Origin of the sequence: Micromonospora sp. NPDC047465, from assembly GCF_040643125.1 — a bacterium.
Taxonomy (GTDB): Bacteria; Actinomycetota; Actinomycetes; order Mycobacteriales; family Micromonosporaceae; genus Micromonospora.
In genome coordinates this window covers 20,033-38,368 of sequence record NZ_JBEYTP010000020.1, presented here as the reverse complement: position 1 = coordinate 38,368, position 18,336 = coordinate 20,033, and the positions used below count along the sequence as shown (strand labels likewise).

The window sequence follows — 18,336 nt, the reverse complement described above, 5'->3', positions numbered from 1 at the left end:
AGGTGTGGGCGCAGGTCCGGGCCCGGCACGGGGCGAGGTGCCGCACCACCGCCGGCGCCGGTTCGACGTCCGGGTCGTCCCGCACCGGCGCCGTTCGCCGTTCCGGTTGCGGGACTGGCGGATGCGCACCAAGCTCGCGACCGTGCTGGTCATCCCCTCGGTGGCGTTCCTGGTGCTGGCCGGCGTGCAGACCCACGCCCTGGTCGGGCAGACCACCGCGCTCGGCGACTTCGCCCGGCAGGTGGGCATCGGCCGGCAGATCACCGCCGTGGTCCACCAGCTTCAGCAGGAGCGGGACCGGGCCGCCGGTGAGCTGGGCGAGCTGCGGCGCAGCGGCGCGGGCGCCGACCGGGACGCGGCCATCGTCGCGCTGAAACCGTTGCAGAGCGCCACCGACCAGGCTCTGCGCGAGCTGCGCCGCGCGGCCGAGCCGCTGGCCGACGCCGATGCGTCCTGGCGGGTCGCCTACTCCGAGGCGTTGGAGGCGTACCAGCAGGTCGTCTACATCCGGGCCGCGATCCCCCCGGCGGTGCTGGGCAGCGACACCATTCTCAGCAACTACCACCGCGCCGTCGACGCGCTGCTCAGCCTCCTCGCCGAGCCGTCTCCCGGCGAGGACCAGCCCGCCCTCAGCGACGCGGTGCTGCGCTACGTCCAGCTCGCCCGCGTCAAGGAGCTGTCCTCCCGGGTCCGCGCCCAGCTCTACGAGGCCGCCCGGTCCGGCCGGTACGGCGTGGAGGACCAGGTGGTCCTGACCGACCTGCGGGCCCAGCAGCTCACCGCGCTGGGCGCGTTCCGGGTAGCCGCGACGGCCGCGCAGATCGGCCGCTACGACGAGACCTCCGTGGACCCGGCGTTTCTGGCCGCCACCCGGCTGGAGGAGCAGAGCCTGCCGACGGGCGGCGCCCAGCCGGCCGTGCTGCCCGCTCCACAGTGGTGGGCGGCCAGCGAGCAGCGCCAGGAGCTGCTGCGCCGGGTCGAGGCGTCGGTGCTCGACGACGCCGTACGACAGGCCGACGAGGTGAGCGCCGCGCAGCTGCGCACGACGCTGCTGGTCGTCGGCGTGGTCGTCGCGGTGCTGCTGGTGGCCCTGCTCATCTCCGTCCTGGTCGGCCGGTCCATCGCCCGGTCCATGCGGCTGCTGCGCGGTCAGGCCCTGCGGATCGCCCAGCTCGAGCTGCCGGAGGCCCTGGACCGGCTGCGCACCGTGACCGGTGGCGTCCCCACGATCGAGGTCCCGCCGGCGGTGGTCCGCTCGCTCGATGAGATCGGCGAGCTGGCCGAGGCGTTCGTCGCGGTGCACCGCAGCGCGGTCAGCGTCGCCGTGGAGCAGGCCACCATGCGGCGCAACGTCAACGCGATGTTCGTCAACCTCGCGCGGCGCAGCCAGGTGCTGGTCGAGCGCCAGCTGGAGTTGCTGGACGACCTGGAACGCGAGGAGAGCGATCCGGACCAGCTGGAGAACCTGTTCAAGCTCGACCACCTGGCCGCCCGCATGCGGCGCAACGACGACAGCCTGCTGGTGCTGGCCGGGACCGAGTCGACGCGCCGGTGGAACCGGCCGGTGGGGCTCGGCGCGGTGCTGCTGGCGGCCAGCGCCGAGATCGAGCAGTACCAGCGGGTGCGCCACGAGGCGGTGGCCGACCTGCACGTCGTTGGCCACGCCGTCGGTGAGCTGGTCCACGTCCTCGCCGAGCTGCTGGAGAACGCCACCTCGTTCTCCCGCCCCGACACGGTGGTGGCCGTCACCGCCGGGGCCGAGGGCGCCGGCGCGGTCGTCGAGATCGCCGACGAGGGCCTCGGCATGAGCCCGGCCGCTCTGGCCGAGGCCAACGCCGTCCTCGCCACGCCGCCGGCGGCCGACGTCGCGACCGTCGAGCGGATGGGCCTGTTCGTGGTCAGCCACCTCGCCGCGCGGCTCGGCGTCGAGGTGCGGCTGCACGGCGGTGCGAACGCCGGCCTCGTCGCCCGGATCCGGCTGCCCGGTGACCTGCTGGCCCCGGCGCCGGCGACGGAGCCGGGCGCGTCCGCCCCGGCGCGGATGCTGACCTCCGCGGTCGCCTGGGCCGGCGCGCCGTCGCCCGACGAGATGCCGGTGGCCGGCCGGCGCCCGGAGGCCGCCGTGCCCCACCAGACCCGGCCGGTGCCGCCCGAGGAGGTGCCCGCGCCGGCGGCCGGGCCGCCCACGGGCGGGGGCTGGTGGTCCCGCCAGGGCCCGGCGCCGGCCCCGGTGCGGGAGACCTCGCCCACCCCGCCCGTTGTCCCGGTGACCGGCGGGACCAACGCCCGCGGGCTGCCCGTACGGGTGCCGATGGCCCAGCTCTCCGCCGTCACGCAGCCGGCGCGGCCGCAACAGCCGGTGGCACGCCACGACCCGGACCCGGAGGCGGTCGGCGGCATGCTGTCCCGGCTCTACAGCGGCGTCCGGCGGGCCGAAGCCGAGGACACCACCGAGATATTCATGCCGCCCGGCGGCGTGCGCCCCGAAGGAGGAGATCGATGACGACGTTGAGCCAGGAGGCCCGCGACCTGAGCTGGCTGGTCAGCGGATTCACACAGCGGGTGCCGGGAGTGGCGCACGCCATCGTGGTCTCCTCCGACGGCCTGCTGGTCGCGATCTCCGACCACCTGCCCCGGGACAACGCCGACAAGCTCGCCGCGGTGACGTCGGGGCTGATGAGCATCACCGCGGGCGCCGCCCAGATGTTCGACGGCGACGTGGTCAAGCAGACGGTCGTCGAGATGGGGCGTGGCTACTTCCTGGTCATGCAGGTGCGTGACGGGTCGATCCTGGCCACGCTGGCCGGCGCGGACGCCGACATCGGCGTGGTCGGCTACGAGATGGCGCGGCTGGCCAAGCAGGCGGGGGAGATGCTCACCCCGGCGCTGCGGGCGGAACTGCAGCAGGCCCTGCCTCGCTGACGACGGCGGACGGCGTGACGCGGGTGACCTCGGGCCTCGTGTCACGTCGCCGGCGGCGCGCCCTTCCCCCAGCTCCGCTCCCAGCCGGATCCCAGTGGACCGGCGGATGCTGCCCGTTGGGCACCCCGCCTGGCGGTGTCCGCCCGGCAACGAGGAGAGGAGGTGACGCATGCGGAGGTTGTTGGTCGTCACGATGGTGGCCGCCACCGCCCTCACCGCTGGCTTGGCACCGCGCGCCGACGAACTGCCGAACGTGCGGTACAGCGCCGACGTACGCGACCCACCACCAACCGGTCCACCCGGCCTGACCACGGACGAGATCCCGGATCCCCCACCGGAGAAGGACAAGGGTTAGTGGGTGTCGGGGGCGCCGGTACCGGTGCCCCCGACACCATCCGTCCCTCCGTCATGGGTCGGTACGCACCAGCGGTGGGTGTAGATAGTGGTTGCCCGAGGGCACCTGGAAGTGGTGCAGGCTCACCGTGGCGCTGATGTCCAGTGCCCGTACCCAGTGCCACCATCCGGCCGGCACCAGCAGTGCGTCGCCCGGTTCCAGCACCCCCTCCAGGACGGTGGCCTGCCCGTACAACGGGTGCTGGTCGAGGTCGGGCCGCGCGGCGTCGACGTGGCTGTACGTCCCGCCCCGGGGGTACACCCGGGGACGCTGGTACGACGGCACGAGGCGGACGTGTTTGCGGCCCATCACCTGGCACAGCAGGATGTTCATGTTGTCGTGGTGCAGTGCGGTGACCGTGCCGGCCGGCCCCAGCAGCAGGGTCACCGTCTCCGGCAGCAGAGCCGGGTCGATGATGCCGGGCACCGGCTTGATGTCCTGGGTCAGCGGTTTGAGACCGTGCTGCCAGTTGTCGTTGCGCGCGACCATGTAGTAGTCGTTGGTCTCCCCACCCGTCTCGACCATGGTGAGGTAGTCGGCGAACGCCATTCGCGTCCGGTGTGCGTCGTGCTGCCAGCCGTGCTCCGGGTTGCTGTCCCGCCCGGTCATCACCTCGACCTCGACCTCACCCAGTCGGTCCCGCAGGCTGGTCGGCGACCACTGCTGTCGGGCCGGCCAGTCGTCGATCGCCCCGGCCAGGATCACCGGTCGGTTGGCAAAGTAGTACCGGTCGAAAAACTCGGCAGCGGAGAGGCCAACCCGGCGCTCCAGCCCGCCGGCCAGCTGCGCCGAGCGGAGGTCGCTGTAGAAGTCCAGGAGCGACTCCAGCCAGGCGTACTCCCGGGCCAGCCGCAGGCAGGCCTGGAAGTACGGGTGGTCGGGCGCACGGGTCAGTTCCTCGTCGACCGCCGATCCGGACAGCCCCGCCGCCAGCAGTGCCTCCCGGACCTCCGCTGCCGGCACACCGAGGGCCAGGTTCTCGGCCGTCCAGGCCCGCCACTGCGGAGGGAGCCCGGCCGGCTCGGCGGCCGTCCGGGTCACCGGGACTTCGGCAATCGGGACGGTGACCGGTCTGGGTGCGCCCCGGCCGGCTCGGCGGATGCGGCTCCGTCTGGCAGGGGAAGCCGCTGCCGGGTACGTCCCTTCGACAGATCGACGCAGTCGACGTAGTTGTTCTTGACGTTGACCTCGAACTCCGGTTCGGTCGTGGTCATCGGTCGCAGCCCACGCATGGCGTCTCCCTTCACAGTGGATGGTCGTGTGGTCGACGGTGCCACGGTCCGCTTGGATCCCACTGGGATCCTCGGCGATGCGAGGTGCCCACCACGGGCGGCCGCTGCCGCAAGGCACCCCCAGCGGTGCGGCCCGGCCGGCCGGAAGGTCGAGGGAGGTGTCCTGACCGAGGATCGCCGCTTCCAAGCGAAGCAGTCCGGCCCCGGGGTCGACACCGAGGTCCCGGGCGAGTCGGGTCCGGGCCCGGCGCACCACGGTCAACGCGTCGCCCTGCCGACCAGCCCGGTACAGCGCGATCGCCAGCAACTCCCAGCCGCGCTCCCGCAACGGCTGTTCGAGCACAAGCGCCTCCAGCTCACCAAGTACCTCGGCGTGCCGGCCCAGCGCCAGCACGGCGGTCAGCCGTGACTCGGCGGCAGCGGCCCGCAACCCGTCGAGGCGGGCGATCTCCGGCAGCACGAACGACGCCTGCGCCAGATCGGCGTACGCCGGGCCGCGCCACAACCCGAGCGCGCCGGTCAGGGTCGTGACGGCCGCAGCGGGTTGCCCCCGTTCCAGCATCGTTACGCCGTGCGCGACCAGCGCGGTGAACCGTTCCGCGTCGACGTGCTCAGCCGGCACCCGGACGGCGTACCCGGGGCCTTCCCGGAGCAGCACCGTACTCGGTGAGCGCGGTGGTCGGTCCGGTTCGAGCGCCCGCCGCAGTCCGGCCACGTAACCGTGCAGGGTCGCCGGGCCGGCCGTACGCCCACCGTCGCTCCAGACCAGGTCCCGCAGCCGCTCGGCGGGCAGCATCCGACCCCGGGCCGCCAGCAACGTGGCGAGCACCATGCGCTGTCGCCGGCCACCGAGCGCCACTTCCGCCCCGTCGCGGTGTGCGGTCAGTGGCCCGAGTACGCAGAGCTGCACGTCGGCCATCCCCACCCACCACCTTCACCGGGTCGCCGTGGTCAGGGGGTCGGGTCACCGAGAGCGGCGCAGACGTTGTCCTGTCGGCCGATCCCCAGTGTCAGCCGACGGGTGCCGGCCGGATCGATCGAGATGACATGCAGCCCGTCGAGGATGTAGTAGCCACGCGGGTAGCGGTCCCCCAACCGGAAGCCGAACCCCGCCGGCCCGACGATGGTGTAGCGCAGCCACCCGCCGTCCGGGCGGTATTCGAGCAGCCCGGAGCCGCCCGCGTCCCGGCGTACGGCTTTCCCGGTGTCGGTGTTGACGAAGTCCACGGTCAGCGGGCCGGCGTACTCCTCACGTCGGACGGCCCCGGTGGCATACCGGGCGAGCACCCGGACCCGTACGTCCTGGGAGACGACGCGGACGTGGAGCGGGAATGAGCAGTAGCGGCCGGCCGGCGCGGTCCATTCCTCCTGGATCGACGGACGCCAGGGCTCGGGGCGGTTGCCGGCCCAGCCTCGCCAACCGGACACGGTCACCTGGGATCCGATGTCCCGAGCGGCCGCCGGGCCGGCGGGAGCGGTCACGAGGGCCGTGGACACCATCAGCATTCCGAGCAGGGACCGACTGACGATCTTTCCCAGGCGCATGTCATCACCTAACCAGTAAATGTCAGCTAACCGGTGTTGCTGACAGTACTGGTTAACTGCGCCGAGTCAAGGCACACTGTCGACATGCACTGGGTGAACGTCGAGGGCTATCCGATGCCCGCCCCGGTCGGCGGGCATCCCGCCCTGGAGCTCTGCAACACCTGGGCCGGCTGGGCGGCACCACCCAGCCCGGAACGGGAGTGGCTTCGCGACTACGACCGCCTGGCGGTGTGGACCGGGCACGTCCAGCTACTCACCCCGACCACCGTCGGTCGACTCCGGGAACACGGTCGCCGCCACCCGGCCGCCGCACACGACGTACTGGTGGCGACCCGGCTGCTGCGCACCGCGCTGCACGACGTCCTGCTCGACCCGGGCGACACCGCGGCCTTCCGGCACGTCGCCGAGCAGGCACAGCGGGCCGCCGCCGTGGCGGTGCTGGAATCGGACCAGGACGGACTCGCCCGCTGGACGCTGCCCGACGACGTCGGTCTGCTGCTGCCGCTGCTGGCCGGTGCCCGGGCCGCCGCCGACCTGCTCAGCACCCCGGCCCGCACCGAGGTACGCGCCTGCCCGGCCGTCGACTGCGGATGGCTCTTCCTCGACCGGCGGGGCCGGCGTCGCTGGTGCAGCATGGCCAGTTGCGGCAACCGGGCCAAGGTACGGGCCTATGCCGCCCGCCAGCAGCCGGACTGACCAACCGTCACTCCACCTGAAGGGGCGGGGCGGTGGGCCAGCCCTCCGACCGACGCGGCGGAACGGACCGACCCACCCCACCACCCGGATACGCAACGGGCGCGAAAAAGCCCGCAAAAACAGGCCGTCACGGGATCACGCACGGGACCGCGACGGAGTAACGTACGTCACCGGAGAGGCCGCTCCCCCCGTGGCGGCCTCTCCCTCATCTCTCCACCGCGACCACGACGGCCGGCACGACCGGATGCCGCAGCCCCGGGTGACCCGCCGGCAGCGACCGGCGCACCACCACCCAGCTCACCGCCAGCGCGGTCGCCACCAGCGGCCAGGTCAGCGCCACCCGGGCGACCGTCAGCGCGACCACCTGGCCGCCGAGCCACAGCGGCAGGAACACGAGCACCCGCAGCACGTAGGTCGCCGCCCACACCCAACTGCCCCGGCCGTACGCGCGCAGCAGCGCCGGATCGCGCCGCCACCGGCTGCGCTGCCCGAGCGCGACGCCCACCACCACCCCGAGCAGCGGCCAGCGCACCGCGATGCTGACGACCAGGCCAGCGCGCTCGCCGCGTTGGAGAGCAGCTGGACGAGGAAGAAGTCCTCGGCGCGCCCGGTGCGCAACGCGACCAGCGCGGCCACGCAGACCGCCAACAACCCGACCAGCACCGAGCGCGGTCGGTCGCCCCGCCGTAACCGCCAGCCGGCCAGCGCCGCGCCCGTGACGACCGCCGCGCCGACCCCGGCCCACAGCGAGTGGCCGCCGACCAGCCAACCGACCGCGAACGCCACCGGCGGCAGGGTGGCGTCGACCGCGCCCCGACGCCCGCCGAGCAGGTCGGCGAGGCTCTCCGGCCGGTCCGCCGGGGACGTCCCGCGCTCCGGTGTGCTGACCACCCGCCACCTCCTCACGTCCGCTCCCAACCTATCCGTCGCCGGTGGGCAGGCCAGCGGGTGGCCGGGGCGGGCTGGCCGCTACGGTGTGCGGGTGCGAGCGACGCCGAGGGGTTGGACCGCAGTCTGGTTGGTCGTCCTGGCGATCGTTCAGGCAGCCGCCTTCCTCGCCGTGTGGCGGGTCGCCCTGCACATCGAGGCGGGCCAGTGGGTCGACACCGTCGCTCTGACCGGCAACCGGATCGGTCAGGACCGCATCGACGGCCCGGTGGACCGGATCCTCAACGCCATGTCGGTCGTGTCGCTGCTGGCGGCGACCGCGGTGATCGGCTTCATCGCGCTGATCCGGGGTCGCATCGCGCTCGCCGTCACGGCCACCCTGCTGATCGCCGGCGCGAACGGCACCACCCAGCTGCTCAAGTACGCACTGGCCCGGCCGGACTTCGGCATCGACCCGGAGCGGATCTACGCCGGCAACAGCCTGCCCAGCGGGCACGCCACCGTCGCCGCGTCGGTCGCGGTGGCGCTGGTGCTCGTGCTGCCGCAGAAGGTGCGGGCGCTCGGGGCCTTCCTCGGGGCCGGCTACGCCGCGGTCGCCGGCGTCGCCACCCTCTCCGCCGGCTGGCACCGGCCCAGCGACGCGGTGGCGGCGTTCCTGGTGGTCGGGGTGTGGGCGGCGCTGGCCGGGCTGCTGCTGCTGGTCACGCAACGCGAACAGGCGCAGGTGGAGTCGGCCGACGCGCACCGGGTCGCCGCCACGGTGCTCGGCGTGGGCGGCGCGCTGGCAGCGGTGGCCTGCGGGCTCGCCCTGGCCTGGCTGCTCGACCTGCGCGCCACCCCGCCCGACGAGCTGGCCCGCCGGCCGCTGTTCGTCGGGTACGCCGGCAGCGCCGCCGGCATCGCCGGGACGATGGGCGTGGTGATGGCGCTGGTGCTCGCCGCCGTCCACCGCCTGGTGCCCCGCGTCAAGGGCTGAGCCCGGCCCGCCGCCTCCCGGCAGGGCTGACAGCGGCCCCGCTGCCTCCCGGCGCGGGGTCGCCCCGGCTCGCCGCCTCTGGGCGGGCGTGGCGCCCGCGTCAGCGGGAGTAGGTGCCCACCATCGTCCCGCTCGCGATGTCCCGCTGCACGAGCGTGCGGTGCACGTCGTCGGCGTGCGGCGTGTCGGGCAGCTCCAGCGGCCGGTCCAGCGCGTAGAGCCGGAAGAAGTACCGGTGGGGATCGTCGCCCTGCGGCGGGTGCGGCCCGCCCCACCCGGTCGTGCCGAAGTCGTTGGGCCACTCCCGGCCACCCAGGGGCACCCCACCCTCGGGCACCCCGGCCGCGGTCGGCGCGATGCCCGTCACCAGCCAGTGCAGGAACGGGGTCTTACCGGCGTCCGGGTCCTCGACGAAGAGGACCAACTCGGTCGCGGACTCCGGCACCTGCGACCACTCCAACGGCGGTGAGACGTTGCCTCCCTCCCGGGCGAAGCGGGTCGGCAACATGTCGTGGTCGTTGAACGCGGTGCTGCGCAGCATGATCCCGGCCATCGGTGGCGCTCCTCTCCTCGACCCGGCCGCGCGTACCCGCCCGGCGACCGCCGAAACGGCCACGCCGCCGCCGATCGGCGGTGTGAGAGGGTCGGGGCGGCAGACACGGACGGGGGAGGACCGGTGGAGCGGGTACGGGCGGCGTTCCGGGACGAGTGCGCACGGCTCGGCGAGGTGCTGCGCGGCGTCGACGAGGCGGATCTCGACCGCCCCACCGACTGCCGCCCCTGGGCCGTGCGGGAGCTGCTGGCCCACGTGCGCACCGGCGCCGGGCGGTTGGTCGACATGCTCGCCGCGCCGGCCCCGCCCCGCGCCGAGGTCGACGCCGCCGCGTACTACGGCGCCGCCAAGTTCACCCCGCCGGTGGACGCCGCCCGCATCGACAGCGGCCGGCGGGAGGCCCGGGAACTCGACGGCCCCGCCCTGGTGGCCGACTTCGACCGGGCCTGGCGGGACGCCCTGGCCGCCGTCGACGCCCAGCCGCCCGGTCGGGTGGTGCGCACCCGCCACGGCGACGCGATGGCGCTGACCGAGTTCCTGCGTACCCGCGTCGTGGAGGTCGGGGTGCACGGCCTGGACCTGGCGGCGGCGCTGGACCGGCAGCCGTGGCTGACACCCACCGCGGCGGAGGTCGTCGCCGGCCTGCTCGCCGGCGGGCGACCCGTCCCAGCGGAGCTGGGCTGGGACCGGCTCACGCTGATCCGCAAGGCCACGGGCCGGGCGGAACTCACTGCCCGGGAGCGGGCCGTCCTGGGCGCTACCGGCTTCCGCTGGCTCTCGTTCGGCGGCTGACCCGTCTCCTTTCGCCGACCACGCGAGCCGTCGCCGCGTCCGGTGACCGGCGAGGCCGAGCCGGGCTGCGCGCCGTCTCCCCGCGCGCCCGCCCCGTCCCCCGGGACGGTCGTCGCCGGGCGACGCGGGTCAGGTGGCGGTGAGCGGGTCCGCCGCCGCGCGCGGCGCGGGCACCCGTGGCACCGCCTTGCGCAGGTGGTCCAGCACCACGGGGTCGATGCGGCCGGGCACCAGCCGCTCCTCCAGGTTCTCCATCCCGGCCCAGGCGAAGAGCGCCTCTTCCGGCCGGTCCGGGTCGACCGGCAGACCCAGTGCGGCCAGCAGCCCGCCGACCTCCGTCGCCACCGCTCCGGTCAGGTCGAGCAGGGTGGCCGGGTCGGGCCGGCCGAAGAGCAGGGTGTGCAGTGCGAGCAGCCGGCCCAGCTCGGTCACCGGATCGGGGTGGTCGTCGACCCGCAGGTCGACCAGGACGTCGCCGGTGGCGCCGTACCCGCCACCGCGCTCGACCACCAGCAGCCCGGCGCTCTGCCGGCCGCGCCGGTCACCGCCGGCCTGGTCCCCGGCGCGCAGCGCGGCGAGCAGCCGGTCGGGGAACGGCAGCGCCGCCCCACCCAGCCAGGCGTCCCGCACCGCGTCGATCACCTGCGGGCCCGCCAGGATGTTGCCCTGCGCCGCCCAGCCGTCGCCGGCCTGGCCGCCGGCCCACGGGTGGCAGGCCGCGCCCGTCCAGGTCGCGCCCGCGCCCGCGGCGGCGACCACGCCGAGCTGACGGTGGTCCCGGTCGCGGTCGGCGGCGACGAGGCCGGCGATCACGTCGGCCGCGGCCACCCCGGTGCGCAGCAGCGTCAGCCCCTGCGGCCGGTACGCGAGGTTGACGTGCGCCTGGGTGGCGAGCGCGCCGACCTCCGCCTCGGCGGCCGGGACCAGCGCGCCGGCGGCCAGGAACCTGCTGGCCACGACGACGCCGTGCAGGCGGCCGTCGTCGGAGCGGGCGACGAGCGAGAAGGTCACCACAGGAGACTAGCTCGCTGCCGGCATCCATCGCCGGTGCTGGATGCGACCCTCCTGCCGGGGCGGGCCCGGCGGTTCACCCCGGGGCTCAGAACGGCGGCGCCGCGGCCTCCGGCGGCGCGCCCCGGGCCCGGCGGGCGTCGGCAACCGCGACCGCGGTCAGCAGCGCGGCGGCGACGGCCGCGGCCACCAGCGACACGGTGCGCAGCAGCACCGGCATCAGGACCAGCAGCACGAGGGCGGCGATCCAACGCGACGGCGACACCCGGCTGAACACCTCGTACTCGAACCGGGCCCGGCCGGCGAGGAAGAGCACCGGCCCGCCGAGCACCATCGCCAGCCAGGCCGCCTCCGGGCGGTCCAGCGGATGTTCGATCACCAGCTTGTAACCGATCGCGGTGGCGGTCAGCCCGACCACCATGACCAGGTGGGTGTCGGCCGCGGACCGGCCGATGCTGGCCGGGTGCCGGGCCCGCACGACGGCCTCGGCGAGGATCTGCCCGGCCCGCTGCACGTAGATCCGCCACAGCACGATCGAGGTGGCCAGCGCCAGGGCGAAGGCGAGCGTGTGCCCGCCGCCGGACGGGCCCTCACTGTAGGCGAGACCGGCGACCAGGATCGTCTCGCCGAGCGCGACGAGGAAGAACTGCTGGTACCGCTCGGCAAGGTGCTCACCAGCGATGTCCCACCGGGAGACGGTCGAGCGGCCCAGCCCCGGCACCGGCCAGCCGAACCGGGCGGCCAGGTACTCGGCCGCGAGCGCGGTGGTCCACAGCAGCACCCGCGGATTGGTCGGCACGAACGCGCCGATGATCCAGAGCGTGCCGGTCGCGCTGAAGACGAGCAGCATCCGCAGGTTCAGCCGTCGGTACGGGTGCGAGCCCAGGGCGAGCAGCAGGATCAGCGGGCGGGAGAGCTGCGCGGCCACGTACGCCACGGCGAACATCAGCCCGGTCTCCCTGAACGCCCGGGTGATCGCCACCCCCATCACCATGCTGGCCACCAGGGCGGTGATGACGACAGCCTGCAACCAGGCGTGGTGCGGGTCGTACCGGCTGGTCGTCCAGGAGGTGCCCTGCCACACCGCCCAGAGCGCGAGGAGGAGCAGCAGCGTCTTGGCGCCGCCGGTGACCGCGCCCCAGCCCCGGGCGCCCCCGGGCTCCAGCGCCAGGTCCTCGAACGAGCGGACCGAGATGCGGGTGAGCGCGAAGACGTACACCAGGTCGAAGAAGAGTTCGAGGAACGTGGCCCGGCCGGCGTCGACGGCCGAGGGCAGCCGGCGTCCCGCCTCGTGGGCGGCCATGGTCAGCTCGCCCCGCCGTCACGCGCGCCCATCCCGCAGTCGTAACACCGCCGACCGCCCGACCGCCCGGCTACCGGGAAACCGGGGCGGGATCTTGATCCGGGTGACAACCGGCGGGCACCATCGACCGATGACGACCCGATGGGGCATGACGGTGCCGCTGGACGGCATCCCGCTCGCCGACCACGCCGCGGTCTACGCGGCCCTCGACCGGGCCGGTTACACCGACGTGTGGTCCTCCGAGGTCGCCGGGGCGGACGCGTTCACCCCGCTGGCGCTCGCCGCCGCCTGGCAGCCGCGGCTGCGCCTGGGCACCGCGATCACGCCGGTCTTCACCCGGGGGCCCGGCCTGCTGGCGATGAGCGCCGCCGCGCTCGCCGAGACCGCGCCCGGCCGGTTCGCGCTCGGCATCGGCGCGTCCTCGCCGGTCGTCGTGCGGAACTGGAACGCCGTGCCGTTCGACGAGCCGTTCCGGCGCACCCGGGACGTGCTGCGCTTCCTGCGGGCGGCGCTGTCCGGCGCGACCGTCGACGAGGCATACGACACCTTCGCCGTGCGCCGGTTCCGCCTGGAACGGCCGCCGGCCGTGCCGCCGCCGCTGCTGCTCGCCGCGCTGCGCCCGGGCATGCTGCGGCTGGCCGGCACGGAGGCCGACGGCGTCATCCTGAACTGGCTCGCCGCGGGCGACGTGCCGCGGGCGCTCGCCGAGGTGGGCGAGCGGCGACCGGGATTCGAGGTGGTCGCCCGGATCTTCGTCTGCCCCACCTCCGACGCCGCGCACGCCCGCGCCCTGGGCCGCCGGCTGATCACCAGCTACCTCACCGTTCCCGCGTACGCCGAGTTCCACCGCTGGCTGGGCCGGGAGGAGGTGCTCGGGCCGATGTGGCGGGCCTGGGCCGCCGGGGACCGGCGCGGCGCCGGCGCGGCCGTGCCCGACGAGGTGGTCGACGCGCTGGTGCTGCACGGCTCGCCGGAGCACTGCCGTGAGCAGGTCCGCCGCTACGCCGACGCCGGGATCGACGTGCCGGTGCTGGCCCTGCTGCCCACCCCCGAGGTGACTGCGGGCGGCGCGGCGGCGCTGGCTGACCTGATCACGCGCCTGGGCTGGGGTGAGTCGCAGTGAACCTCACCGACCGGGTGGTGGTGATCACCGGCGGGGCCGGCGGCATCGGCTCGGCCCTGGCGCGGCGGTTCGCCGCCGAGGGCGCTGCCGCCGTGGTGGTGGCCGACCTCGACGCCGACGCGGCCCGCGCGGTCGCCGACGGCGTCGGCCCGGTCGCCCACGCCGCCGCCCTGGACGTGACCGATGAGGAGCAGGTCCGCGCGCTGGTCGCAGACACCGAACGGCGGTACGGGAGGATCGACCTGTTCTGCGCGAACGCGGGCGTGACCACGAGCGGGGGAGTGGAGGTCGACGACGCCGGCTGGGACCGCGCATGGCGGGTGAACGTGCTCTCCCACGTCTACGCGGCCCGGGCGGTGCTCCCCGCGATGCTGGCCAGGGGCGGCGGCTACCTGCTGCACACGTGCTCGGCGGCGGGCGTGCTGACCGCGGTCGGCGACGCGGCGTACACGACGACGAAGCACGCCGCCGTCGGCTTCGCCGAGTGGCTCTCCGTCACCTACCGGGACCAGGGCCTGCGGGTCAGTGCGCTGTGCCCGCAGGGCGTGGACACGCCGATGCTGGCCGAGGGGCTGGCCGCCGGGCACCTCGGCGCCCGGGTCATCGCCGCCTCCGGCGCGGTGCTCAGCCCGGACCAGGTCGCCGACTCGGTGGTCACCGGCCTGGCCGAGGAGCGCTTCCTCATCCTGCCGCACCCGGAGGTCGCCGCGTACGCCCTCCGCCGCGCGGAGGACCCGGACGGCTGGCAGGCCGGCCTGCGCAAGCTCGTCCGCCGCCTCCGGGCGTAGTGCTGCGACGGCAGTCATGGTGGGTAGCCGCGCCGGTGGTAGAGGGTGGTGCGGGCTTGGTGTCGGCGTCGGCGGCGCCAACGCGGTAACCGATCCGACTCCGCCACCCACGCATCGGCCTCCGGCACGGTGGCGGCAGGCGTCGCGCATCACAGGCATCCACAACTGCCGTTGCGGCATCCACTCGTCACCGACCAGGACGGGGTCCGTCCCCGCGGAGACGAGGTGCGGTCCGAAGGGGCGCTCCCGCCCCGTGTCGGGTCCATGGTTCATCGCTCAGTGGCAGGGCGATCCCACTCGAGAATTCGTGACATCATGCCTGTGTCGTCCGTCGCATCGGCGCGGCTCGTAAAGGGTTTCGGTGGAGTCACAATGGCCGGGCTGACAGGGGCGGCGATGCCTGGTACCACGCCGCTGAGTTCGCACGATCCACACACGGCGGGCCCTACCGGCTGCTCGGGCGGCTGGGTGCGGACGGCCAGGGCGTCGTCTACCCGGGCAGGGACGTGAACGACAACCGGGAGGTGGACGCGGACCCACCGTACGTGGTCAGCGAGTTCATCGAGGGCCCAACCGTGGAGCGGCACGTCCGTGAGCGTGACCCGATCTCCGGGAACGCACCGCACCGACTGACCGACCGATGGCACCGCCACCGCGCCGACCGCGACGCGTCCGTCCGACCGGGTCCATCGAGACCTGAAGCCGGACAACGTCATTCCCGGATACGACGGTTCCCGCGTGATTGACTTCGGCCGGTCCGGGCCCTGACCCACGAACACGATCCGGTCGGTCCGCATGGCGGCTCGGCCGGGCTGGTGGCTGATGTCGACGTCGTCAGCCGACACACTGGAGGGACAACATGGTTTCAGGTCGACCGACTGCCCGGCCGTGGCTGCCGTACACCACGGCCATCGTGGCCGGATTCGCGATCATCGCGGCGGCCTACCTGATCGTCCGGCCGGCGGCGGACGTCGAGTGTACGCCGCTGGAGGTCAGCTCGTCGATTGAGAAGGACGTGCTGCTCGGCGAGTTGGCAGAACGCTACAACAAGAGCGATCGGCGGTTCGGTGGCCGGTGCGCCGTGGTGACCGTACATGGACTCTCGTCCGGTGCGGCGACGGACGCGTTGGCCGGCGAATGGTCGGTCAAGCAGCCCGGCCTGCCACGGCCGCAGGTGTGGTTGCCGACGTCAACCCTGTGGACCGGGCAGTTGAAGTTGCGGGACGAGGCCGCCGGGCGTCCGGCGCAGACGCCCGGCCGGTACCCGTCGATCGCGAACAGTCCGCTGGTCATCGCCATGCCGCAGCCGAAGGGAGAGCTGCTCCAACAGAAGGGTCCCCTCGGCTGGGGTGAGATCCTGGGCTCGTCTGGGCGCTCGGGCTGGGCCACCTTCGGTCGCCCCGAGTGGGGTCGGTTCACTTTCGGCAAGGTCAACCCGAACCTGTCCACCTCCGGGCTGGCGGCCACGATCGCGAGCTACTACGCGGCCATCAACCGGGCCAGTGACCTTACCGAGAGCGACCTCGCGAATCCGGCGGTGACCCAGTACGTCCGCCGCATCGAGGCCAACGTGTCCCACTACAGCGACGACATCGTGGATCTGCTGAAGGACCGCGCTGAGGCTGACCTGTCCGGCACGGCGGCTCCGACGGACATGAGCGCGGTGGTGACACAGGAGGAGTTGGTCTACCAGTACAACGAGGGGGAGCTGAGCCCGACCCGGGGCGAGAAGCCGAGGGTCCCGCTGGTCGCGCTATATCCGAAGGAGGGCACGTTCAACCTCGACCACCCGTACGTGGTGCTCCCCTCGGCCAGCCCCGAGCAACGTGACGCCGCTGCCGATTTCCTCGCGTTCCTCCAGGAGCCGCCGCAGCAGGAGAGCTTCAGCCGGCTCGGGTTCCGCGACCACAAGCAGAACGCGTCCCGCCCGCTGATCGCCTCCGTCGGCGGGCGCGGCGCCCAAGATCTCACCTACTTCGACCCGCCGGATCCCACCGTGGTCAAGGCGATCCTCACCGGCTGGGGCACGCTGCGCAAGAAGGCGAACATCCTCGTGGCCGTCGACACGTCCGGCTCGATGAACGCAAAGATCGGTGACCGGACCAGGTTCCAGGTGGCGACCAGGGCCGCCGCCAAGGGCTTTGGCCTCTTGAACTCCGAGGACCAGGTCGCGCTCTGGTCGTTCTCGTCCGAGACAACACAGCGGCCGAAGTCGCCGTACAGCGAGGAGGTCCGGCTGTCGGCGTTCGACCAGAAGGCGCTCACCAATAAGATCAACAACCTCCACGTCGAGGGCGGCACCGCTCTGTACGCCACCGTACGGGCGGCACACCGTCACATGCTCGATAACTATGACCAGTCCCGGATCAACGCGGTGGTCGTACTGACAGACGGCAAGAACGAGTACAACAAGGACAGTGATCTCGCCCGGCTGCTCCAAGACGTGGCGTTGGATCCGGACAGGCCGATCAAGATTTTCTGCATCGCCTTTGATGAGCAGTCCGATTTCGGGACGCTGGACCGGATCGCCAAGGCGTCCGCGGGCAAGGCGTTCGACGCCCGTGACCCGGCGAAGATCGACGACGCGTTCGTCAAGCTGGTCAGTAGCTTCTAGTCGGTGTGACCATGAGCGTTGTTGACGGCGTGGCGGGTTGATACGAGATGAGACCTCCGGCGAGGTGTGAGGTGCTGACGCCCCCTACCAAGCCGGAGGTCTCATGGCCCTAACGCCCGGCTGACCGTGCACGGTCGGCGACTGCTCATCGCGCGTGTCAGCGGTGAGGGTTGCCCTGTCGCACAACCACCCATCACCCGCGTCAGCAACGCTGCCGGGCATTACAACTAGTGCCCTGTCCGTGAACGTTCACAGGGTTGGTGATACGCCGAGTGTCGCCCGTTTGGACGAGGCGGTAGGGGGCTCACACTCGACGGCGGTGGTGGTGGTGCTGCCAAGAGCGGGTTGGGCGGGTTAGCCGGGCCGGTACGGGCACGGCGGTTGACGCGCTGCAAGCCGGCTCACAGGGAGTGACCTCCGGCGCGAAATGCCGCCCGCGCATAGGTAGCCCAATTTCTGGCCGGTCACGGACGCAGCGATGAGTTTTTCCGGCCCGGAGAGTCTGACCAGCGTTATCGACAACACAGGAGGAACCGTGGCTCAACTACTGAGAGTGCAGAATTTCAACGTGTCGAGTGACGGAATCGGTGCCGGTGAGGACCAGAGCCTCGAGCGTCCGTTCGGCCACGCCGATCCCGAGAGACTGTTCGCCTGGGCCGGCGCCACGGCGAGCTGGCCCATGCGCACCGCCCCCGGGGGAAGTCGGGGCCTGGACGACTACTTCACGCGGGACTACGCACGCAACATCGGCGCCGAAATCATGGGCCGCAACAAGTTCGGGCCCCAGCGCGGGCCCTGGAGCGACCATGAGTGGCGCGGCTGGTGGGGTGACGAGCCTCCGTTCCGCACCCCGGTGTTCGTCATGACCCACCACAAACGTCCTTCGATCACGCTCTCCGACACCACGTTTCACTTCGTCGACGGCGATCCGGCCACGGTCCTCGAGCAGGCGCGGAAGGCGGCGCAGGGCAGGGACATCCGACTCGGCGGTGGGGTAACCACCATTCGGCAGTTCCTCGACGCGGACCTCGTCGACACCATGCATGTGGCGGTTTCGCCGGTGAAGCTCGGGTCCGGACTACGACTCTGGGAGTCTCCCGATGAGCTGCTCGACCGGTTCCATCTCGAGGTCGTGCCCAGCCCGAGCGGCGTGACACACCACCTGTTCTGGCGAAAGTGACACCGATGGCCGACTCGGGGATGCCAGCACGGCCGATGCGGGCGTACCAGTAAACGATCGCGTAGTTGCGGGCGAGTTGCCGACACAGGCTGCGGTACCGCCCGCAACTATCGAACAGCCGACTGGGCGGCGCCTGCTTGGCTGCTCTGCGGTCCCGTTCGAGGGCAGCGTCCAGCTGAACAGGCGCGGATACCGGCCCGCCGCGCACCACGATTTGCCGCTGCCGCTGCCGCTGCCGCTGCCGCAGCCCCGCCTGATCCGCGAGCGTGACGACCACAGAGGCCACGGGCGGCTTTCATGCCGCAAGGACGAACGGCAC

Annotated in this window: 15 protein-coding genes and 3 pseudogenes; 12 read left to right on the top strand and 6 right to left on the bottom strand. The window is 73.0% G+C overall.

Annotated features, from left to right (window positions below; genetic code table 11):
• Window positions 1-4: 4 nt before the first annotated feature.
• The 3 genes from ABZ793_RS19240 (at window position 5) to ABZ793_RS19230 (ending at window position 3,277) form a co-directional block, all read left to right on the top strand.
• Window positions 5-2,503 carry a nitrate- and nitrite sensing domain-containing protein gene (locus ABZ793_RS19240; protein ID WP_357458874.1) on the top strand — a complete coding sequence of 833 codons (2,499 nt, stop codon included), beginning with the start codon at window positions 5-7 and terminating at the stop codon, window positions 2,501-2,503.
• Between the two features lie 5 nt (window positions 2,504-2,508).
• Window positions 2,509-2,922, top strand: coding sequence for a roadblock/LC7 domain-containing protein (locus ABZ793_RS19235; protein WP_350711208.1), 414 nt, complete (start codon window positions 2,509-2,511; stop codon window positions 2,920-2,922).
• A 169-nt stretch (window positions 2,923-3,091) separates the two neighbouring features.
• Complete coding sequence (locus tag ABZ793_RS19230) at window positions 3,092-3,277, top strand: hypothetical protein (RefSeq protein WP_357458871.1); 186 nt, start codon at window positions 3,092-3,094, stop codon at window positions 3,275-3,277.
• A gap of 51 nt (window positions 3,278-3,328) precedes the next feature.
• Here the strand turns inward: ABZ793_RS19230 and ABZ793_RS19225 are convergent, their stop codons facing one another.
• Window positions 3,329-5,467 (bottom strand): cupin-like domain-containing protein, encoded by a 2,139-nt coding sequence (locus ABZ793_RS19225; RefSeq protein ID WP_357458869.1) that lies wholly within the window; start codon window positions 5,465-5,467, stop codon window positions 3,329-3,331.
• A 32-nt stretch (window positions 5,468-5,499) separates the two neighbouring features.
• A complete protein-coding gene (locus tag ABZ793_RS19220; protein WP_357458866.1) occupies window positions 5,500-6,093 on the bottom strand; it encodes a hypothetical protein in 594 nt (197 codons plus the stop codon).
• 84 nt (window positions 6,094-6,177) lie between these two features.
• On the opposite strand from ABZ793_RS19220, the gene ABZ793_RS19215 reads away from it, so the two are divergent.
• Complete coding sequence (locus ABZ793_RS19215) at window positions 6,178-6,789, top strand: CGNR zinc finger domain-containing protein (protein ID WP_357458863.1); 612 nt, start codon at window positions 6,178-6,180, stop codon at window positions 6,787-6,789.
• Window positions 6,790-6,994: 205 nt separating this feature from the next.
• On the opposite strand, the pseudogene ABZ793_RS19210 reads toward ABZ793_RS19215, so the two are convergent.
• Window positions 6,995-7,680: pseudogene (locus tag ABZ793_RS19210) on the bottom strand (DUF3159 domain-containing protein).
• Between the two features lie 85 nt (window positions 7,681-7,765).
• Between ABZ793_RS19210 and ABZ793_RS19205 the strand changes: the two are divergent.
• Entirely contained in the window at window positions 7,766-8,653 is an 888-nt protein-coding gene (locus ABZ793_RS19205) for a phosphatase PAP2 family protein (protein ID WP_357458861.1), read from the top strand.
• 100 nt (window positions 8,654-8,753) lie between these two features.
• Here the strand turns inward: ABZ793_RS19205 and ABZ793_RS19200 are convergent, their stop codons facing one another.
• Entirely contained in the window at window positions 8,754-9,206 is a 453-nt protein-coding gene (locus tag ABZ793_RS19200) for a YbhB/YbcL family Raf kinase inhibitor-like protein (protein ID WP_357458858.1), read from the bottom strand.
• Window positions 9,207-9,329: 123 nt separating this feature from the next.
• On the opposite strand from ABZ793_RS19200, the gene ABZ793_RS19195 reads away from it, so the two are divergent.
• Window positions 9,330-9,998, top strand: coding sequence for a maleylpyruvate isomerase N-terminal domain-containing protein (locus ABZ793_RS19195; protein WP_357458856.1), 669 nt, complete (start codon window positions 9,330-9,332; stop codon window positions 9,996-9,998).
• A gap of 129 nt (window positions 9,999-10,127) precedes the next feature.
• Here the strand turns inward: ABZ793_RS19195 and ABZ793_RS19190 are convergent, their stop codons facing one another.
• Window positions 10,128-11,009, bottom strand: a complete 882-nt coding sequence (locus ABZ793_RS19190; protein WP_357458854.1) for a DUF1028 domain-containing protein — start codon at window positions 11,007-11,009, stop codon at window positions 10,128-10,130.
• 88 nt (window positions 11,010-11,097) lie between these two features.
• Entirely contained in the window at window positions 11,098-12,312 is a 1,215-nt protein-coding gene (locus tag ABZ793_RS19185; RefSeq protein ID WP_357458850.1) for a low temperature requirement protein A, read from the bottom strand.
• Window positions 12,313-12,460: 148 nt separating this feature from the next.
• Between ABZ793_RS19185 and ABZ793_RS19180 the strand changes: the two genes are divergently transcribed.
• The 6 genes and pseudogenes from ABZ793_RS19180 to ABZ793_RS19155 all read left to right on the top strand — a co-directional run bounded on the left by ABZ793_RS19180 (window position 12,461) and on the right by ABZ793_RS19155 (window position 18,017).
• Complete coding sequence (locus tag ABZ793_RS19180) at window positions 12,461-13,435, top strand: LLM class F420-dependent oxidoreductase (protein ID WP_357459043.1); 975 nt, start codon at window positions 12,461-12,463, stop codon at window positions 13,433-13,435.
• Window positions 13,432-14,223, top strand: coding sequence for an SDR family oxidoreductase (locus tag ABZ793_RS19175; protein WP_357458848.1), 792 nt, complete (start codon window positions 13,432-13,434; stop codon window positions 14,221-14,223). Before ABZ793_RS19180 ends, ABZ793_RS19175 begins: the two co-directional genes overlap by 4 nt.
• 666 nt (window positions 14,224-14,889) lie before the next feature.
• Window positions 14,890-14,991: pseudogene (locus tag ABZ793_RS19170) on the top strand (hypothetical protein); the annotation flags it as partial.
• 91 nt (window positions 14,992-15,082) lie between these two features.
• On the top strand, window positions 15,083-16,837 hold the full coding sequence (locus ABZ793_RS19165) for an extracellular solute-binding protein (protein ID WP_357458845.1): 1,755 nt from the start codon (window positions 15,083-15,085) through the stop codon (window positions 16,835-16,837).
• A 111-nt stretch (window positions 16,838-16,948) separates the two neighbouring features.
• Window positions 16,949-17,068 (top strand): annotated as a pseudogene (locus tag ABZ793_RS19160) (hypothetical protein); the annotation flags it as partial.
• A gap of 247 nt (window positions 17,069-17,315) precedes the next feature.
• Complete coding sequence (locus ABZ793_RS19155; protein ID WP_357458842.1) at window positions 17,316-18,017, top strand: dihydrofolate reductase family protein; 702 nt, start codon at window positions 17,316-17,318, stop codon at window positions 18,015-18,017.
• Window positions 18,018-18,336 lie beyond the last annotated feature (319 nt).

Coding starts and splice junctions, on each gene's coding strand:
- ABZ793_RS19230 (WP_357458871.1), top strand. CDS start 3,092: ATGCGGAGGTTGTTGGTCGTCACGATGGTGGCCGCCACCGCCCTCACC.
- ABZ793_RS19225 (WP_357458869.1), bottom strand. CDS start 5,467: ATGGCCGACGTGCAGCTCTGCGTACTCGGGCCACTGACCGCACACCGC.
- ABZ793_RS19220 (WP_357458866.1), bottom strand. CDS start 6,093: ATGCGCCTGGGAAAGATCGTCAGTCGGTCCCTGCTCGGAATGCTGATG.
- ABZ793_RS19215 (WP_357458863.1), top strand. CDS start 6,178: ATGCACTGGGTGAACGTCGAGGGCTATCCGATGCCCGCCCCGGTCGGC.
- ABZ793_RS19200 (WP_357458858.1), bottom strand. CDS start 9,206: ATGGCCGGGATCATGCTGCGCAGCACCGCGTTCAACGACCACGACATG.
- ABZ793_RS19185 (WP_357458850.1), bottom strand. CDS start 12,312: ATGGCCGCCCACGAGGCGGGACGCCGGCTGCCCTCGGCCGTCGACGCC.
- ABZ793_RS19180 (WP_357459043.1), top strand. CDS start 12,461: ATGACGGTGCCGCTGGACGGCATCCCGCTCGCCGACCACGCCGCGGTC.
- ABZ793_RS19165 (WP_357458845.1), top strand. CDS start 15,083: ATGGTTTCAGGTCGACCGACTGCCCGGCCGTGGCTGCCGTACACCACG.
- ABZ793_RS19155 (WP_357458842.1), top strand. CDS start 17,316: ATGAGTTTTTCCGGCCCGGAGAGTCTGACCAGCGTTATCGACAACACA.